This window comes from Haliscomenobacter sp., from assembly GCF_040403615.1.
GTDB lineage: Bacteria > Bacteroidota > Bacteroidia > Chitinophagales > Saprospiraceae > Haliscomenobacter.
In genome coordinates this window covers 12,580-30,092 of sequence record NZ_JBBAKG010000051.1, presented here as the reverse complement: position 1 = coordinate 30,092, position 17,513 = coordinate 12,580, and the positions used below count along the sequence as shown (strand labels likewise).

Below are 17,513 nucleotides of genomic sequence, written 5' to 3'. Positions count from 1 at the left end.
TGATATTTTTGCGCTCGCAATTTGCCAACTGGATTCAAATCCAACGCTATGTCTAAAATTCGTGCCGCGATTACCGGCGTTCAGGGATGGGTACCTGACTACGTACTGACCAATCAAGAGCTAGAGAATCTGGTGGACACCACCAGTGAATGGATCACTACCCGCACAGGTATTCAGGAGCGCCATATCCTTAAAGGAGAGGGGCAAGGTACTTCGGTCATCGGCATCAATGCGGTGAATGGGCTTTTGAAAAAAACCAATACTTCGCCAGAGGAAATCGACCTGCTGATCTGTGCAACCGTGACTGGCGACATGCCTTTTCCGGATACCGCCAATATCATTGCCGACGCAGTAGGCATCAAAAATGCTTTTTGCTTCGACATCAACGCGGCTTGCTCGGGTTTTTTATATGCGCTGACTACCGGAACAAAGTTTGTAGAATCGGGAAGCCACAAAAAAGTAATTGTCGTTGGAGCGGATAAAATGTCGTCCATCATTGATTATACCGATCGTACCACCTGCATCATTTTTGGTGATGGCGGCGGCGCAGTCTTGTTGGAACCCAATGAAGAATACGGCATCATGGATTCGTTGCACCACAGCGATGGCGTTGGTCAGCAATACCTGTTCCAAAAAGCGGGCGGTTCCAGGTATCCGCCAACCATTGATACCGTCATAAACCGTGAACATTTTGTGTACCAAAACGGAAAGCCTGTATTCAAGGCTGCCGTAACGGGCATGTCGGATGTAGTGACGCGCATCATGGAACGCAATAATCTAACTGCCGATGATGTAAGCTGGCTGGTGCCGCACCAGGCCAATCGCCGCATCATTGAAACGGTGTCGGAAATGGCCAACTTCCCGATGGAAAAGGTAATGGTCAACATCCACAAATACGGCAATACTACTGCGGGTACAATCCCGATTTGCTTGTGGGAATGGGAGCCTCAACTCAAAAAAGGAGACAACCTGATCTTAACAGCATTTGGTGGTGGATTTACCTGGGGCGCCATTTACGTCAAGTGGGCATATGATCCTGCAAATTAATTTGTAGGTTGGAAAAATTTTCTGAAACAATTTAAATAGAATTTTCATGGCTTCTACATCCGATATCCGCAACGGACTCTGTATGGAATGGGAAGGCGACATCTGGACCGTCATTGAATTTCAACATGTGAAACCAGCTCGTGGTGCAGCCTTCGTGCGTACCAAGCTTAAGTCTATGACCAACGGGAAACTGGTGGACAATACTTTTCCTTCAAGTGCAAAAATTGACGAAGTAAGGATAGAACGTCGCAAATTTCAGTACCTTTATAAAGATGAAATGGGGCATAACTTCATGAACAATGAAGATTACGAGCAAGTTTCTATCGATGAAAAACTGATCGAGCGTCCCGATTTGCTCAAAGAAGGCATGGAAGTGGACATCCTTTACCACGCTGCTAAAGATTTGATATTGACCCTTGAAATGGCCACGTCGGTAATTATGGAAATCACCTATACCGAGCCTGGCCTTAAAGGAGATACGGCAACCAATGCGTTTAAGCCCGCAATCGTTGAAAGCGGCGCAGAAATTAGAGTCCCCTTGTTTATCAATCAAGGTGACTTAGTCAAGATCGATACCCAGACGGGTGCTTATATGGAACGCGTAAAACAATAGTAACTCATGGATGCAAAGGAGATTCAAGAACTACTGAAGCTGGTCAGCCGGCTCGAACTCTCTGAGTTCAAAATGAAAGATGGCGAATTTGAATTGCTGATCCGCACCAAGTATTTTGGGAAAGGGCAACAAGTCGTTGTGACTTCAGGTCAAGCGCCACTTCCTCAGGTATTACCCGTTGTCTCAACTCAGGCCAACGCAGAAACCTCTGCTCCGGTAGCCACGCCAATTCCAACACCAGTTGCAGATCTGCCTCCAAGTACGGCTCCTGCTGCGGTCAGTGGTGGAGACGAGAGTCGCTACAAAGCCGTTAAGTCACCGATTGTGGGTACGTTTTACCGTTCTGCTGGGCCAGATAAGCCTGCTTTTATCAAAGTGGGCGATGCCATTAGCGTGGGTTCCGTCGTTTGTATTGTAGAAGCCATGAAGTTGTTCAATGAAATTGAGTCTGACATCAGCGGAACAGTGGTTAAAGTGCTGGTAGAAGATGCTCAACCCGTTGAGTACGATCAGGTTCTTTTCTTGGTAGATCCGAAATAAGTTTTGGGTTTTGGGTGTAAAAATGTGGCCACTGAGCGAAGCCGAAGTGACCACATTTTTACACCCAAAACTAGAAAACTTGAAAACACAGGTTAGCATGTTCAATAAAATCCTCATAGCCAATCGCGGTGAAATTGCACTGCGTATCATTCGCACCTGCCGGGAAATGGGCATCAAGACGGTTGCTGTGTACTCCACAGCCGATCGGGAAAGTTTGCACGTGCGGTTTGCCGATGAAGCGGTTTGTATTGGCCCTCCTCAATCTTCAGAGTCCTATTTGAGTATTCCCCGCATTATGGCCGCGGTAGAAATCACCAACGCGGATGCTGTGCATCCCGGTTATGGCTTTTTGGCTGAAAATGCTGATTTTGCTGAAGTTTGTGCGGAATACGGCATCAAGTTTATCGGCCCTACTCCTGCCCAAATCAGGAAAATGGGAGATAAAATCACGGCCAAAGAAACCATGATCGCAGCTGGAGTACCCGTGGTACCCGGCTCTGGCGGACTGCTTCCTGATGTTCCTACTGGGATAAAGCAGGCCAAAGAAGTGGGTTACCCCATCATCCTCAAAGCTACCGCAGGTGGCGGGGGCAAAGGGATGCGGGTAGTCTGGAAGGAAGAAGACTTTGAAAATGCCTGGAATGCAGCCCGTATGGAAGCCAAAGCGTCGTTCTCAAACGACGGCATCTATATGGAGAAATTTGTGGAAGAACCGCGGCACATCGAATTCCAAATTGCGGGTGATCAATATGGCAAGGTCGTGCACCTCTCCGAGCGCGATTGCTCTATTCAGCGTCGCCACCAAAAACTGGTAGAAGAATGCCCATCTCCCTTCATGACCGATGAACTGCGCGAAGAAATGGGCAATGCTGCGGTAAGGGCGGGGGAAGCCATCAATTACGAAGGAGTAGGAACCATCGAGTTTCTGGTGGATAAGCACCGGAATTTCTATTTCATGGAAATGAATACCCGTATCCAGGTAGAACACCCGGTAACGGAAGAGGTAATCGATTTTGATTTGATCAAAGAACAAATCAAAATTGCCGCAGGTGACCCAATTACCGGTGGAAACCGCTATCCGCAAATGCACGCCATGGAATGCCGCATCAATGCGGAAGATCCCAACTTCGATTTCCGTCCAAGCCCGGGCAAAATCACCTCCTTCCACAGCTCAAAAGGCCACGGAGTACGGGTAGATACGCATGTTTATGCTGGGTATACCATTCCACCGTATTACGACTCTATGATTGCCAAACTCATTTGCCGTGCCCGCACCCGCGAGGAGTGTATCCGCAAAATGGAACGTGCCCTGGACGAGTTCATCATCGAAGGGCCAAAGACAACGGTACCCTTTCACCAAAAATTGATGAAGGATGAAAATTTCCGTAAGGGAAATTTCAATACCAGCTTTTTAAATGATTTCAATTTTAAGGACTAAAATACCGGTTGTGAGTTATGAATTATGAGTTATGAGTTGTTTACTAAATGGAGAAAACTCCTTGTTTTGGTTCAAGGCTCAGCTCATAACTCATAATTCATAACTTATAACTCTTATGACCAGTTTCTGGCGCTTACTTTCTTTTCTCCGCAAGTACCGCGTCAACGTAGCGCTTAGCATTGCGAGCAATATCTTGATGGCTGTTTTCAATGTAGCCAGTATTCCACTGCTGATTCCCTTGCTCGATATTATTTTCCAAAAAAACGCACAAGCCTTACCCGAACCCGTTTGGAGCTGGAGTGCAGAGGGCCTCAAGGATCAGCTCAATTACCAAATCAGTCATTTGATCCAGGTGCATGGACAAGAAGCAGCACTGATTCGGATTTGCGCAGTGATCTTGCTGGTTTTTTTCTGCAAAAACCTGTTCAATTACCTGGCTATGTTTTTCATGGCTCCAGCCCGCAATGGGATTGTGCGCGATGTGCGGGAACAATTGTTTGGTAAAATTCTGGTGCTGCCCCTCAGCTACTTTTCAGAAGAGCGCAAGGGCGATCTCATGTCACGGATCACCGCAGATGTCCAGGAAATAGAATGGAGCATCCTGAATACCCTGGAATCCATTTTTCGGGAACCGATCATCATCACCCTGAGTTTAATTTTTATGTTGTATGTCAGCCCAGTCCTGACGGGCTTTGTGTTTGTCCTCATCCTTTTTTCGGCAGTCATTATTGGGGGCATCGGGCGCACGCTCCGCAAAAGCTCTTCCAAAGTCCAGGAACGCCTCGGTACCATAGTGTCCATTGTGGAAGAAGCCATTTCCGGCTTGCGGATCATTAAGGGATTTAATGCGGAACGTTACCAGGAAACCAAATTCAACCGTGAAAACAATGCTTATCGGCGCTTGCAAACCCGAATGTTTTGGCGGCGTGATTTGGCATCACCTTTATCCGAATTTATGGGCATCGCCGTAGTATCGGTCTTGCTGTGGTTTGGGTCCAGAATGGTGTTCAAGGGCAGTATTGAGGCCAGTACTTTTATTTCCTTTTTGTACGCATTTTTCAGTGTGTTGAATCCCGCAAAAGCCTTTTCCCGCGGCTTGTACGACATCCAGAAAGGCATCGCAGCCATGCAGCGCGTGGAGCACATCCTCAATGCACCTTCCCTGATTGAAGAAAAGGCCGATGCCCAACACTTTGAGCATTTCACCCAGGCTATTGAATACCGCGATGTAAGTTTTAGCTACCGCAATGCCGACGAACCCGTGTTGCGCGGCATCAATCTGAGCATCCCCAAAGGCAAATTGGTTGCCTTGGTGGGCGCTTCTGGTGCGGGCAAATCCACCATGGCCGACCTCCTACCCCGTTTTTACGATGTAACTGAAGGCGGCATTTTTATCGACGGCATCAACATCAAGGAGTTGACCCTCAAAGATCTGCGCAACCAGATGGGGATTGTATCCCAGGAAGCCATCCTTTTCAACGATACCATTTACAACAACATCGTTTTTGGTTTGGAAAACGTAGGCGCTGAAGATGTAGAACGCGCCGCTAAAATAGCCAACGCCCACAGCTTCATCATCGCCTCAGAAAATGGCTACCAAACCAATATCGGCGATCGGGGCAACAAACTCAGCGGCGGCCAACGCCAACGCCTGACCATTGCGCGGGCGGTGCTCAAAAACCCACCCATCCTGATCCTTGACGAGGCCACTTCAGCACTTGATTCTGAATCCGAAAAACTGGTACAAGAAGCCCTCTTTAACCTGATGAAAGACCGCACCAGCCTAGTCATCGCGCACCGTTTGTCTACCGTGCAGCACGCCGATGAGATCATCGTGATGCGCGCTGGCCAGATTGTGGAACGGGGTACTCATGCGGAGCTAATGGAGAAAAATGGCGAATACCGGAAGTTGGTGGAGTTGCAGGCGATGTCGTAGAGGGCAAGCCTCGCGCTTGCCCGACTCCTCAAAATACCATTCACCGAGTACCCTGTTTCTAAGTTGCGATAATTCAGAAATAATGTTAACTTGGGTACGTCAAAAAAAGATCATGATAATCAAAATACCATTATAAATTGGCAAAAGACATTTATCATAATTTAGTGAAAAAAGCTTTGGAACAAGAAGGGTGGTCTGTTACCCATGACCCTTACTACTTGACAGTAGGAATAGGCAGACGACAAGTTGCAGCTGATTTTGCCGCTGAAAAATTTATCATTGCTGAAAAGAATACCGAAAAAATATTGGTTGAAATAAAAAGCTTCATCACTTCTTCCAACATAAATGAATTGCATCATTCTGTTGGACAATATGATTTTTATGCACTTTTGCTAGAAGAACAAGAACCAGAGCGCATCCCTTATTTGGCTATGCCTCAAGATGCCTATGAGGATCTAATTCGAGAACCTATCGTTCAAACATTTTTAGATCGACACAGGGTAAAACTTATTATTTTTGATATTCAAAACCCAATCATTCACGCATGGAAAAAGTAGCACACTATCAACAAATCATCAAATCAATCCTGGATGACTACACTGCTACTATGCCATCCAATCTTGATGAGGAAGTCTATCTAGTAGAGGACAAAGTGAAGATGAATTACCTCATTTACCACAATGCCTGGAAGCAAAATAGCCGCAGTTATGGCTGCATTTTGCATGTGCGCATTAAAAACGAAAAAGTGTATGTGGAATACGATGGAACTGACGAGGGTTTCGCGGATTTGTTTGCAGAAGCAGGGATACCCAAACAGGACATCGTCTTGGCCTTTCATGCTCCTGCGAAGCGGCAGTATACGGGGTTTGCGGTAGCCTAACCCTACTTCACCAACAGCCCCATCTCCTCCGACTTCACCGTCAGCAAGCCCACCTTCGGCAACCTTTTCGTCATTTCCCGCCAATTCGGATCTTTCGCATAAATCACCTTGAGCATTTGCGCCGCTTTGGCCACATTGCCGTTGTTGGCCAATGTTATGGCTGTCCAGTACTGCATTTCCAGATTGTTGGGAAACATTTTCATCGCCGCATTGTATTCCTGCATGGCCAGGGGCATGTCGTTTTTTTCGGTGGCCAGGTCGCCATTGTTCATGTGCTCGTAAGCGCGGTGCAAGGTCAAAAGGCGCTCCAACTCGACCAGTGGAGTGGCGTGATCATCTACCCGCAAGTCGACCAGGTGGTTTTCGTCCCAGGGTTTGCCTGTCGCGTCTCCTTTTACCACCAAAATAACTGCCGATTGTTTGCCGCGAATATCTCCGCCGACTTGTTGTGCGGCTTTGAGTGTGGCCAAAACCCGTTCGGCCAGGGGCAGCTGTGCATTGGCTTCATACGCCTTGACCATGGCTGCGGGAACTTTGTTCGTCAGCATCATATTGGCCTGTACTGCGTAGCCCTTTCCCTTCAAATCTCCGGCAAAGTCCACACAGTTTTTTCCGGTAAAATTGGCCACATTGCCTTTCGCATCCACGATCCCAACCTGGCGTACCTCCTTGCCTGGATCATCGGACAATAAAATATCCAGCGCTTCCTGAGCTGTCTTTCCTTCCTTGAGCAAGGCCAAACCCCGAATGCCGAAAGATTTATTGGTGAAAGATTGGGTGGCCACTGCGCCTACCCCCGCCTCAGCCCAGGAAACAGAGGTACCCACACTGAACCAATGGCTTTGGACTCCAACCGCCATTTCTCCCGTTTTTTCATCGCGGGCTACAATGGAAAAAGTATGGGCAAGGCCATTGTCTTGTTTGAAAAATTGGGCATGGGCAAGATTGCCGAGCAGTAAAAGCAGTAGCAAGAGCAGGTTTTTCATACCGTTGTTTTTGAGAAAAAATTGCTGAAAAAATTATAAGTGGCCAAAACTAAGAAAAAAGCACAACTTTGGCCAAGTTTAAAATTAGAGAAATAAAAATAAGTAACTGATAATGAAATGATTAAGATAATTTTTAACACCTTTGGTTTACACCTTCTAAAAGTATGAATTTTATAAGTGGCCAAAGTTGGTTGTTTTTTGTGGCTTTGGCGTAATTGCTTAGCAGGTGTTTTTTAGCGCAACCATTTATTTCCTATTTTTACCCTATCACTCACCAAACAATACGCACTAACATGCAAAAATACGCCCTCCTCCTCTTGCTGGCCTTGGCTGCAGTTACCTCCTGGAGCCAGGACAAAACACCCAGCATTGCGGACAAAACCAAAAACAGCAAAGCCTATACTGGCTATTTCAATTTTTATTGGGACGAAAAAGAAGGAAAAATCTGGCTCGAAATCGACAAATGGGATCAGGAAATCCTGTATGTCAATGGCCTCTCCGCAGGCGTAGGTTCTAACGACATCGGCCTGGATCGCAACCAGTTGGGCAGCGAGCGCATCGTGCGGTTTGTACGCGTTGGCCCCAAGGTATTGATGATTCAACCCAATTACGACTACCGCGCCATCAGTAAAAATCCAGACGAAGCCCGCTCCGTTGCCGAAGCATTTGCCAGTTCCACCCTTTGGGGCTTCAAAGCAGAGGCCGAAGAAGGCGGCAAAGTTCTTGTCGATTTCACCCCGTTTTTGCTGCGGGATGCCCACGGCGTAGCCAATCGCTTGCGCGCCGCTCGACAAGGCAGCTACAATGTGGATGCCAGTCGCTCGGCCATTTTCCTGGAACGAACCAAAAATTTTCCCAAAAATAGCGAATTTGAAGCCCTCATCACCTTTACCGGCGATGCCCAAGGCGAATGGGTGCGTTCTGTAACCCCTAGCCCAGATGCAGTTACGGTGCGCATGCACCACAGCTTGGTCGAACTGCCTGATGCCAATTTCAAGCCTCGGATTTATGATCCCCGCTCGGGGTACTTCATGACGGGATACCGCGATTATGCTACTCCAATTGACCAACCCGTGCAAAAACGTTTCATCACCCGTCACCGTTTGGAGAAAAAAGACCCTACGGCGGCCATCAGTGATCCGGTCAAACCCATCATTTATTACCTCGATCGGGGTGCGCCAGAACCCATCAAATCTGCCCTCCTCGAAGGAGCGCGTTGGTGGAACCAAGCTTACGAAGCCGCAGGCTACCGCAATGCCTTCCAGGTTGAGGTATTGCCCGAAGGCGCCGACCCCATGGATGTGCGCTACAACCTGATCAACTGGGTGCACCGTTCCTCCCGTGGTTGGAGCTACGGCAGCACGGTGACTGACCCGCGTACTGGTGAGATCATCAAAGGACATGTACTGCTGGGATCTTTGCGGGTACGGCAAGATTTCCTGATTGCCCAGGGCATGGTGGAAGCATATCAAAATGGCACCACTGCGGATCCTCGCTTACTGGAAATGGCATTGGCCCGCTTGCGGCAATTGTCGGCGCACGAAGTGGGGCACACCCTGGGACTGGCGCACAATTTTGCGGCCAGCGTCAAAGACCGCGCTTCCGTAATGGATTATCCGCACCCACTGATTGCGCTGGACAATGCAGGCAACATCGACTTTTCTAAAGCTTATGCCGTGGGCATTGGCGACTGGGACAAACGCAGCATCACGTATGGCTACCAGGATTTCCCAGACAATGTGGATGAGGCAGCAGCCCTTAAAGCAATGTTGGACGAAAACATCAAACTGGGTTTCCAATTCATCACCGACGAAGATTCCAGAGCACCCGGTGGCGCACATCCTTACTCCCACCTGTGGGACGGCGGAAAGTCAGCCCCCGAAGAATTGCGCCGGATCATCCAGGTGCGCCAAAAAGCATTGAATGGATTCAGTGAGAAAAACATCCCAATGGGTGCTCCGATGGGAACTTTGGAGAGTGTGCTGGTGCCGGTTTATTTGGCACATCGCTATCAGGTAGAGGCCACTGCGAAACTGGTTGCTGGCGTGAATTATACCTACGCCGTACGTGGTGATGGGCAGGCTACCAACCAAATGATCGAGGATGCTGCACAACGCGATGCACTAAATGCCTTGATCGCCACGCTTAGCTCCGACTTTTTGGCTATTCCGGAACGAGTCATTGCCTTGATTCCTCCTCAGCCGACAGGTTATCGCCGCGACCGGGAACTGTTCAAGGTACATACCGGGCTTACTTTTGATCCGATTGCTGCTGCCGAAAGCTCAGTAGAACATACGCTGGATATGCTCCTCAATCCGCAACGCTTGGCGCGTTTGGTGGAGCAAAATGCCCGCGACAGCAAGCGACTGGGACTAAGTGGTTTGTTTGATGTCTTGTTTGGGGCAGTACAAAGAGAACGCCCACTCACGCCTTACTTGCAGGAATTGAACCGGATGGTGGAGAAATCACTGGTGTTGCATGTACTCAATTTGGCGGGCGACAAAGAAATCAACCAACAAGTGTCGGCTCATGCTTTATTGCGCCTGACCCAGATAGAAAAATACTTGCTCGGTCGATTGATAGTGGAAGACATCAACCAACGGGCGCACTATGAATATTTGCGGGAGCAATTGCGCAGTTTCCGCGCTGATCCTGCTGCGTATAAAGTGCCAGCAGCACCCGCGATGCCTGATGGCGCGCCGATTGGCTGCGATTGGGAGTAAAATAAATCGGCGGTCGGGACGACCGACCGCCGATTTATTCTTTACGCTACATCACAAATCTCGACAGCTTTGCGCAAGCTGCCCAATTTATCCTGCGCGATCGGAATGAACTCCTGCGCTACATAGCCTTTGAAACCAGTAGCCGCAATCGCTTTCATGATTCCGTGGTAATTCAATTCCTGATTTTCGTCAATCTCGTGCCGTCCGGGTACACCCGCAGTGTGGTAGTGCCCAAAGTATTTGTTGTACTTATTGATCGTGGCAATAACGTCCCCTTCCATGATTTGCATGTGGTAGATGTCGTACAGTAACTTCAAGTTGGTGTTCCCCACTTTTTCCATCAATTGCACGCCCCATTCAGTGTGGTCACATTGGTAATCCTTGTGGTTGACCTTGCTGTTGAGCAGTTCCATCACGATGGTTACGCCCAGTTTTTCGGCTTGTTTCACGATGGGATCCAGGCCTTTGGCACAGTTTTCCATACCCTCCACATCGCTCTTTCCACGGCGATTGCCCGAGAAAACGATGATATTGGGGATGCCTGCATCCGCTGCTTTTTTGAGCAGGTCAGGAAACATGCTTTGGTACTTGGCGTGGTTGTTGACGTCGTTAAACCCGTCGGTAAGGCTGATGAATGGGGCATTGCCGATGGCACAAGTCAGGCCGTGCTTTTTGAGAATGGCCCAGTCGTCTACACCCACCAATTCAATGGAGGTGATGCCCATGTCTTTGACCTTTTCGGCCATGGCCTCAAGCGGAAGGTCGCCGAAGCACCACTTGCATACAGAGTGGTGAAAAGGAGCTTTGGTTTTCATGATTGTTTCTTTTTGGTTTGATCCCCCTAGCATGGAGCTTACCATGCTGGGAGCTTGCATCGCCGCAAGGCTCAGTAAACCTGTGTTGATTGCTTCTCGTCTGTTCATATTTTAGTTTTTTGAAGTAGCCTGTTAAACCAAAGCAAATTAAGTAAAATACGGGGGGATTGAAATATTAATTGTGTGAAAAGAAAAAATGATGCTAAATGAACGGTGATCTATCCGTTGGGTACAGCAAAAATTTCTACTTTTTTTCTCAGCATTCTCTCCTAACTTGTTCCAACAAAAACACAAGCTATGTCAGATTTCGACGCCATCATCATTGGATCGGGAATCAGTGGCGGCTGGGCAGCAAAAGAATTGTGCGAGAAGGGCTTAAAAACCCTGGTATTGGAGCGCGGCCGCAATATCGAGCACATTGCCGATTACCCTACTGCCTTTACCGAACCCTGGGAATTCAAGCATCGAAATTTTTTGCCCCGCCAGACAAGGGAAGAAAATCCCCTGATCAGCAAGGCGGCAGGCTACAACGAAGATACTGCGCATTTTTTTGTACAGGACAAAGACCATCCTTATGTACAGGAAAAGCCATTTGACTGGGTGCGGGGCTATCAGCTGGGTGGAAAATCCCTGATTTGGGGACGGGCTTGCCAGCGTTGGAGCGAATACGAGTTTTCGGCGCCAGCCCGCTTTGGATATGGCATCGATTGGCCGATTCGCTACAAGGATGTGGCACCCTGGTACAGTCATGTGGAAAAATTCATCGGGGTTTGTGGTCACCAGGATGGCATTGAGTCCATGCCCGACGGCGAATTTTTGCCCCCCATCGAATTGAATTGTGTCGAAAGTGTCCTGCAAAAGAAGTTTTTGGAGCACTACAAAAACCGCTACCTGGTGCAAGGCCGCTGGGCACAACTCACTGAACCCAACGAGATTCACCTGGAACAAGGGCGTGGTCGCTGCCAACGCCGCAACCTCTGCATGCGAGGTTGCCCATATGGTGGTTACTTCAGCTCGGTGACCAGCACTTTGCCCTGGGCGAAAAAAACGGGCAATCTGACCGTTCGGCCACACTCGGTGGTGCATTCCATCATTTACGACGAAACCAAGGGCCAGGCCAGCGGCGTACGCGTGATCGATGCCCAGACCAAGGAAGTCATCGAGTACAAGGCCCGCATCATTTTTGTCAATGCTTCGGCGCTGAACAGCAACCTCATTTTGCTCAATTCAACCAGCAAACGCTTCCCCAATGGCCTGGGCAACGACAATGGGCTACTGGGCAAGTATATTGGTTTTCACATTTACCGTGGCTCGATGGGGGCAGATATGCCGGGTTATGAAGACAAGTACGTGTATGGCCGCAATCCGGTGGAGTGCATCCTGGCCAATTTCCGCAACCTGAAAGAACAGGACACCGATTTCTTTGGCGGTTACACCTCTTTCATGGGGGCGTATCGGGCACGCCCCAACGAGGTGGAAGGCATCGGGGCTGACTTCAAAAAAGCCTTGTCCGAACCGGCTGGCTGGCGGGTATACATGTACATGCAGGGTGAATCCATGCCCAACGAAAACAACCACGTGCGCCTGAGTACCGATCAGAAAGACCAATGGGGCATCCCCTTGCTGGTGACTTCGGTAGGCTACGACGACAACGCGGAAAAAATGGTCAAAGACTTTTTGACCCAGGGTCGCGAGATGCTCGAAATCGCTGGCTGCACCAACATCGAAACGTATGACAACAAGCAAGCTCCTGGACTGGACATCCATGAAATGGGCGGCGTACGGATGGGCCGTGACCCTGAAACCTCGCTCCTCAACGAACACAACCAATTGCACCACTGCAAAAACGTGTTTGTAACCGACGGCGCTTGCATGACCAGCATGGGTAACCAAAGTCCATCGATTTTGTACATGGCATTGACTGCACGCGCTGCAAATTTTGCGGCAGCAGAAATGAAAAAAGGAAACCTATAATATGGATCGCAGAACCGCACTTCAAACCACCGCATTCCTGCTTGGTGGAACCATCGTTGGCGCAGAGGCCATCCTGAGTGGCTGTGTACCCCAGACGCAGCAGAAAAAGTCAGGCTTGTTTAAGGAGGGAGACGAAGCGCTGCTGACCGAAATTGCCGATACCATTTTGCCCGACACCCCCGATTCTCCTGGTGCAAAGCAAGCTGGCGTGGGGGCATTCATGATGCTGATTGTGGAGGATTGTTACGAATCAAGGGAGCAAAAACTGGTGTTGGAAGGCTTACAAAAGATACAAACTGCCGCTAAACAAGCCAACCAAGGAGACTTTGTTGTACTCAATGCCGTACAACGCCATGATCTGCTAGCCAATCTGGACCAAGAAGCCCAGCAATACGAATCGAGTAAAACGGACGATGCCCCCAGTCATTACTTCACCTTACTGAAGCAACTTTCGGTATTTGCCTATTTCAGTTCGGAAGTGGGGACAACCAAGGCATTGCGCTACAACCCTATTCCTGGCCGCTTTGATGGCTGCGTGGATTACAAAAAAGGAGAAAAAGCCTGGGCCTAATTTGCCGCTACTTTTCTTTTCCCAAACCGCATCCAGATGCCATTTTTGGGCCGCAGGGTAATCAATGGCTGAGGCACGACCTCATGGCCGGGTTCCAGCGCGAAATCATACCTCCGGGTCATTTCGGCAATCACCAATTGCATCTCCATTAAGGCAAAATGGTTGCCGATGCACAAGCGAGGACCACCACCAAAAGGCAAGTAGGCGAAGGGCGGAATCTTGGTGCCCTTGTCAAATCGCTCAGGTTTGAAGGTGTTGGGTTCGTCCCAATGTTCGGGAGAATGGTGTGCTCCATATATATAGGTAGCCACAATGGCTCCTTTGGCAATTTTGATGCCATTGTAATCGTCATCTTCTGCCGCCATGCGGTCGGTTATCCAGGCAGGAGGGTACATGCGCAAGACCTCATCTACCACCTGACTGAGGTATTCCAGTTTGGGCAAATCTTCAAAAGCAGGGACGCGATCACCTACAGATTCCTCCAATTCGGTGCGGATTTTGGCCACCGCTTCCGGGTGTTGACTGAGGATGTACCAGGCCCAGGCCAGGCCGTTGGCGGAAGTTTCGTGGCCAGCCACAAAAATGATTTTAAGTTCGTCCAGCAACTGTTGTTCGCTCATGGCCTCCCCCGTATCTTCATAGCGGGAATCGAGCAGCATTTGCAACAAATCATCTCTTTGCTCGCCGCTGGCCTGGCGTTGGTGTACCAGGTCAAGTATGGCCTGATCCAAATCGGCAGCAATTTGCTCGTGCTGTTTCATGAGGCCACTTAGCTTTCGCCACCAATTCAAATAAGGCTGACGAATCAATTGAATCACAAAAGCCTGAATCTGGGTGATTTGATTGCTCATTTTGCGCACCTGCTCTTCGGGAACCGTTACGCTGAAAATCGAACGCATGATGATGTTAAAGGCCATGTCCATCATGTACTCGGCCACATTGACGGGGCCTTGCTGGGCCTCTTGTTCAAACTTTTCCAGGCGTTCGGCGATGACTCCATTCATCAGGTTAGTCAAGCTGGCCAGTCTGGAGCGGTGAAAACTGGGCTGGATCAAGCGGCGTTGCCGCAACCAATGGTCACCATCGATGGTAAGCAAGCCTTTGCCGACAAAATGCCCCAGGTGTTCAAAGTGGATGGGAGATTTGACGTATCCACGGTGGTTTTTTTGCAGAATGTGCTGAATAAAAGCAGGGTCAGCAGTAAAAGTGGCCGGGATGATGCCGCCGATGTAAAAGCGATAGGTGTGGCCATACTGGGCAATATTGCCGGTGATGACCGTCAATGGATCGCGCAGGAATCTGAGCGAACTGAGCAGGGTTTTGAGGCGAGGAATGGTGGGAATTGGATTGTGCATGGCGTTGATGTATTGTGCCCTAAAAGCACTCAATTGAAAACCAAATTACACCAAAGTAAGTTCTGGTACCCTGGCCATTTCTCGTTGCAGATTCGAGTAATTGGCTTCTGAAAGCGGAACCAGTGGTATGCGTACTTCCTTGCTGCACAATCCCAGAATTTCCATACCCGCTTTTACACCCACTGGGTTGTTTTCGACGTACAACCATTGGTGAATATCGAGCAACTCTGCGTTGAGCCGGGCTGCCGTGGGGAAATCTCCTTCTAATGCACTACGAATCATGCTGGAAAAATGCGCCGGATACATGTTGGCGATTACCGAGATGGCGCCATCTGCTCCACAAGACATCATTGGTACGGTCAGGGAATCTTCGCCGGAAATCACCGCAAAATTTTCAGGGCGGTGTTTCAGGATTTTCATGGCCTGGTTGATGTCGCCAGAGGCTTCTTTTACTCCGGCAAATTTATCGCTGCTTTCTGCAAGGCGAATGATGGTTTCTGGTTTGACGTTGCTGCCTGTTCTTCCGGGAACGTTGTAGATGATAATCGGCACTGGTGAAATCCCGGCGACCTGCATGTAATGCTGGTAGATGCCCTCTTGCGGTGGCTTGCTATAAGCCGGGCTACTCGACATGATGGCGTCGAAACCTTCCAGGTTGTAATTGCGGATCTTTTCTACCAGTGCCTCCGTAAAATTGCTGCCAAAAAGGCCGGCAACCAACGGCTTGCGTCCGTTTACCACTTTGATGGTGAAATCAAACACCTCGCGGCATTCTTTGCTGCTCAGTGTAATTGCCTCGCCAGTAGTACCCAATGAAACAAGGTAATCTACCCCACCCTGAATAACATGCTCGATGATGGCTTCAAGGGCATTGTAATCGATGGCGTGCTGGCGAAAAGGAGTAACCAATGCTACACCTGTGCCTCTAAACTTTGCTTGCCCCATGTTTGATATTTGTCTTGGTCAACAACTGCTCCATCTCGCGGATGAAGTCCATCACACTATTTTTATTGCGCACATCGATCATCAGATCGTAGCAATAAGTATTATTGGTGTCGGGGCCAATTTTGAGGTGTGCATTGGCCAAGGCAGAAATGTACTCTACATGTTGATTGGTCAGCGGATTGAGGGTGATGAGAATGTCATAAGCCCCTTGCAAAAATGTTTCTACACTTTTGCCATTGGGTCGCAGCGCCCAATCGATGTTTTTGCGGTTGAAATAACCAAAAGTGAAGTCGACGCTGTCTTGCTTGCTGTCAAAAAAACCCAGCAACTTGACTTTTTTGCCCAATTTGCTCAATTTTTCAGCGTAGCCCAGCGCAGTTTGGCGCTTGTCGTTATCGGTGGCATCAAAAATGAGCCCGACTGTTTGTGCTTCTTCAAAGTTGATCCGTTTGCGCTGTTGCTTGCTTTGCGCCTGCAATTTGCTCTTGAGCGAATTGTTGCGAAAGTAGGTTCTGATATCGTGAATGATCTTCATCGTTGCTGATTTGGGTAGGGGGTTATTTGTCTTCCGATTTTGCCTCTGTATGAACGTATTCGTATTCACCCATTTTGGCGTATTTATCTACCCGGGCATCAACAAGTTCATCTGTGCTCAACATTTGTAGTTCAGCCAAGGTTTTCTTGATGTATGCTTTTAGAATTTGAGCCATTTCTTCTGGAGCAGAATGTGCCCCTCCCAATGGTTCTGGAATGATGCCATCAATCAGCCCATTTTGGAACATATTTTCGGCAGTTAGCTTGAGTGCTTCAGCCGCTTGCTCTTTGTAGTCCCAGGTTCTCCAAAGGATGGTGGAGCAGTTTTCAGGAGAAATTACTGAATACCAGGAATTTTCGAGCATAAACACCCGATCGCCCAAGCCGATTCCGATGGCACCACCAGAAGCACCTTCGCCAATAATCACGCAAACAATAGGCGTTTTCAACTGCGCCATTTCAAAAAGATTCCGGGCGATGGCTTCTGCCTGGCCGCGCTCTTCGGCTTCCAATCCAGGATAAGCGCCTGGAGTATCGATCAAGGTAATCACTGGAAAACCAAAGCGTTCGGCAGTTTTCATCAGGCGCAAGGCTTTGCGGTAACCTTCGGGGTTGGCCATCCCAAAATTGCGGTATTGCCGCATCTTGGTGTTGATGCCCTTTTGGTGTCCGATGATGACTACGGTTTGACTATCTATTTCTGCCAACCCACCGACAATGGCCTTATCGTCTTTTACATACCGATCTCCGTGTAGCTCAATAAACTTGCTGCACATTTGTTCGATGTAAAATAGGGTATAAGGCCGCTCCGGGTGGCGAGAAAGTTGCACCCTTTGCCAACCAGTGAGGTGGTCGTACAGCTCTTTGCGCTTATCGGAAATTTTGGTCTCCAGGGCTTTGATCGACTCAGAAACGTCGATTTCTCCGCTTGCGCCGATTTCCTTGAGCTTTTCCAGTTGCTCATACAATACTTCCAACGGCTTTTCAAACTCCAAAAAGACCATAGCTATGCAATTAGATTAGAGGTGCAAAATTAACAATTACCTGTATGGAATGCTGAAAGGGAAGATTTTTTTTATTTTTTGATGAAAATCAGTTGCAAGTTCCGAGAACTCCCGTTACATTTGCAGCCACACTTGCAAAAAGTGCTTGTGTG

The 17,513-nt window shown here is 48.8% G+C and carries 16 protein-coding genes; 10 read left to right on the top strand and 6 right to left on the bottom strand.

What is annotated here, in order from left to right; all coding sequences use genetic code 11:
* Positions 1-48: 48 nt before the first annotated feature.
* The 7 genes from ABW391_RS16785 to ABW391_RS16755 all read left to right on the top strand — a co-directional run bounded on the left by ABW391_RS16785 (position 49) and on the right by ABW391_RS16755 (position 6,454).
* A complete protein-coding gene (locus ABW391_RS16785) occupies positions 49-1,047 on the top strand; it encodes a beta-ketoacyl-ACP synthase III (RefSeq protein ID WP_353483053.1) in 999 nt (332 codons plus the stop codon).
* Positions 1,048-1,093: 46 nt separating this feature from the next.
* Positions 1,094-1,660, top strand: coding sequence for an elongation factor P (gene efp, locus ABW391_RS16780; RefSeq protein WP_353483052.1), 567 nt, complete (start codon positions 1,094-1,096; stop codon positions 1,658-1,660).
* 6 nt (positions 1,661-1,666) lie between these two features.
* Positions 1,667-2,200 (top strand): acetyl-CoA carboxylase biotin carboxyl carrier protein, encoded by a 534-nt coding sequence (accB, locus tag ABW391_RS16775; RefSeq protein WP_353483051.1) that lies wholly within the window; start codon positions 1,667-1,669, stop codon positions 2,198-2,200.
* A gap of 97 nt (positions 2,201-2,297) precedes the next feature.
* On the top strand, positions 2,298-3,638 hold the full coding sequence (gene accC / locus ABW391_RS16770) for an acetyl-CoA carboxylase biotin carboxylase subunit (protein WP_353483050.1): 1,341 nt from the start codon (positions 2,298-2,300) through the stop codon (positions 3,636-3,638).
* Between the two features lie 115 nt (positions 3,639-3,753).
* Entirely contained in the window at positions 3,754-5,574 is a 1,821-nt protein-coding gene (locus ABW391_RS16765) for an ABC transporter ATP-binding protein (RefSeq protein WP_353483049.1), read from the top strand.
* A gap of 137 nt (positions 5,575-5,711) precedes the next feature.
* A complete protein-coding gene (locus ABW391_RS16760; RefSeq protein ID WP_353483048.1) occupies positions 5,712-6,131 on the top strand; it encodes an element excision factor XisH family protein in 420 nt (139 codons plus the stop codon).
* Positions 6,119-6,454, top strand: a complete 336-nt coding sequence (locus tag ABW391_RS16755; protein WP_353483047.1) for a XisI protein — start codon at positions 6,119-6,121, stop codon at positions 6,452-6,454. The genes ABW391_RS16760 and ABW391_RS16755 overlap by 13 nt, the downstream gene beginning before the upstream one ends.
* A gap of 2 nt (positions 6,455-6,456) precedes the next feature.
* Here the strand turns inward: ABW391_RS16755 and ABW391_RS16750 are convergent, their stop codons facing one another.
* The gene (locus ABW391_RS16750) at positions 6,457-7,440 is read right to left on the bottom strand and encodes a DUF1028 domain-containing protein (RefSeq protein ID WP_353483046.1); all 984 of its coding nucleotides are present in this window, start codon (positions 7,438-7,440) and stop codon (positions 6,457-6,459) included.
* A gap of 293 nt (positions 7,441-7,733) precedes the next feature.
* On the opposite strand from ABW391_RS16750, the gene ABW391_RS16745 reads away from it, so the two are divergent.
* Positions 7,734-10,163, top strand: coding sequence for a zinc-dependent metalloprotease (locus tag ABW391_RS16745; protein ID WP_353483045.1), 2,430 nt, complete (start codon positions 7,734-7,736; stop codon positions 10,161-10,163).
* Positions 10,164-10,204: 41 nt separating this feature from the next.
* Here the strand turns inward: ABW391_RS16745 and ABW391_RS16740 are convergent, their stop codons facing one another.
* Positions 10,205-11,086: a hydroxypyruvate isomerase family protein gene (locus ABW391_RS16740; protein WP_353483044.1), complete on the bottom strand. Its 882-nt coding sequence runs from the start codon at positions 11,084-11,086 to the stop codon at positions 10,205-10,207.
* Positions 11,087-11,275: 189 nt separating this feature from the next.
* Between ABW391_RS16740 and ABW391_RS16735 the strand changes: the two genes are divergently transcribed.
* Positions 11,276-12,952 carry a GMC oxidoreductase gene (locus ABW391_RS16735; RefSeq protein WP_353483043.1) on the top strand — a complete coding sequence of 559 codons (1,677 nt, stop codon included), beginning with the start codon at positions 11,276-11,278 and terminating at the stop codon, positions 12,950-12,952.
* 1 nt (position 12,953) lies between these two features.
* A complete protein-coding gene (locus ABW391_RS16730) occupies positions 12,954-13,523 on the top strand; it encodes a gluconate 2-dehydrogenase subunit 3 family protein (RefSeq protein WP_353483042.1) in 570 nt (189 codons plus the stop codon).
* On the opposite strand, the gene ABW391_RS16725 is transcribed toward ABW391_RS16730, so the two are convergent.
* From ABW391_RS16725 to ABW391_RS16710, 4 genes are read right to left on the bottom strand one after another with little or no spacing between them, the layout of a single operon-like run.
* Positions 13,520-14,878 (bottom strand): cytochrome P450, encoded by a 1,359-nt coding sequence (locus tag ABW391_RS16725; RefSeq protein ID WP_353483041.1) that lies wholly within the window; start codon positions 14,876-14,878, stop codon positions 13,520-13,522. The two genes, ABW391_RS16730 and ABW391_RS16725, sit on opposite strands and share 4 nt — an antisense overlap.
* A gap of 45 nt (positions 14,879-14,923) precedes the next feature.
* Positions 14,924-15,823, bottom strand: a complete 900-nt coding sequence (gene dapA / locus ABW391_RS16720) for a 4-hydroxy-tetrahydrodipicolinate synthase (RefSeq protein ID WP_353483040.1) — start codon at positions 15,821-15,823, stop codon at positions 14,924-14,926.
* The gene (locus tag ABW391_RS16715; protein WP_353483039.1) at positions 15,804-16,358 is read right to left on the bottom strand and encodes a DUF6913 domain-containing protein; all 555 of its coding nucleotides are present in this window, start codon (positions 16,356-16,358) and stop codon (positions 15,804-15,806) included. Before ABW391_RS16715 ends, dapA begins: the two co-directional genes overlap by 20 nt.
* Positions 16,359-16,380: 22 nt before the next feature.
* Positions 16,381-17,361 (bottom strand): acetyl-CoA carboxylase carboxyltransferase subunit alpha, encoded by a 981-nt coding sequence (locus ABW391_RS16710; RefSeq protein WP_353483038.1) that lies wholly within the window; start codon positions 17,359-17,361, stop codon positions 16,381-16,383.
* Positions 17,362-17,513: the final 152 nt, after the last annotated feature.

Excerpts from the sequence above, each read along its gene's own strand:
- ABW391_RS16785 (WP_353483053.1), top strand. The coding sequence starts at position 49 with ATGTCTAAAATTCGTGCCGCGATTACCGGCGTTCAGGGATGGGTACCT.
- efp (WP_353483052.1), top strand. The coding sequence starts at position 1,094 with ATGGCTTCTACATCCGATATCCGCAACGGACTCTGTATGGAATGGGAA.
- accB (WP_353483051.1), top strand. The coding sequence starts at position 1,667 with ATGGATGCAAAGGAGATTCAAGAACTACTGAAGCTGGTCAGCCGGCTC.
- accC (WP_353483050.1), top strand. The coding sequence starts at position 2,298 with ATGTTCAATAAAATCCTCATAGCCAATCGCGGTGAAATTGCACTGCGT.
- ABW391_RS16765 (WP_353483049.1), top strand. The coding sequence starts at position 3,754 with ATGACCAGTTTCTGGCGCTTACTTTCTTTTCTCCGCAAGTACCGCGTC.
- ABW391_RS16755 (WP_353483047.1), top strand. The coding sequence starts at position 6,119 with ATGGAAAAAGTAGCACACTATCAACAAATCATCAAATCAATCCTGGAT.
- ABW391_RS16750 (WP_353483046.1), bottom strand. The coding sequence starts at position 7,440 with ATGAAAAACCTGCTCTTGCTACTGCTTTTACTGCTCGGCAATCTTGCC.
- ABW391_RS16745 (WP_353483045.1), top strand. The coding sequence starts at position 7,734 with ATGCAAAAATACGCCCTCCTCCTCTTGCTGGCCTTGGCTGCAGTTACC.
- ABW391_RS16740 (WP_353483044.1), bottom strand. The coding sequence starts at position 11,086 with ATGAACAGACGAGAAGCAATCAACACAGGTTTACTGAGCCTTGCGGCG.
- ABW391_RS16735 (WP_353483043.1), top strand. The coding sequence starts at position 11,276 with ATGTCAGATTTCGACGCCATCATCATTGGATCGGGAATCAGTGGCGGC.
- ABW391_RS16730 (WP_353483042.1), top strand. The coding sequence starts at position 12,954 with ATGGATCGCAGAACCGCACTTCAAACCACCGCATTCCTGCTTGGTGGA.
- ABW391_RS16725 (WP_353483041.1), bottom strand. The coding sequence starts at position 14,878 with ATGCACAATCCAATTCCCACCATTCCTCGCCTCAAAACCCTGCTCAGT.
- dapA (WP_353483040.1), bottom strand. The coding sequence starts at position 15,823 with ATGGGGCAAGCAAAGTTTAGAGGCACAGGTGTAGCATTGGTTACTCCT.
- ABW391_RS16715 (WP_353483039.1), bottom strand. The coding sequence starts at position 16,358 with ATGAAGATCATTCACGATATCAGAACCTACTTTCGCAACAATTCGCTC.
- ABW391_RS16710 (WP_353483038.1), bottom strand. The coding sequence starts at position 17,361 with ATGGTCTTTTTGGAGTTTGAAAAGCCGTTGGAAGTATTGTATGAGCAA.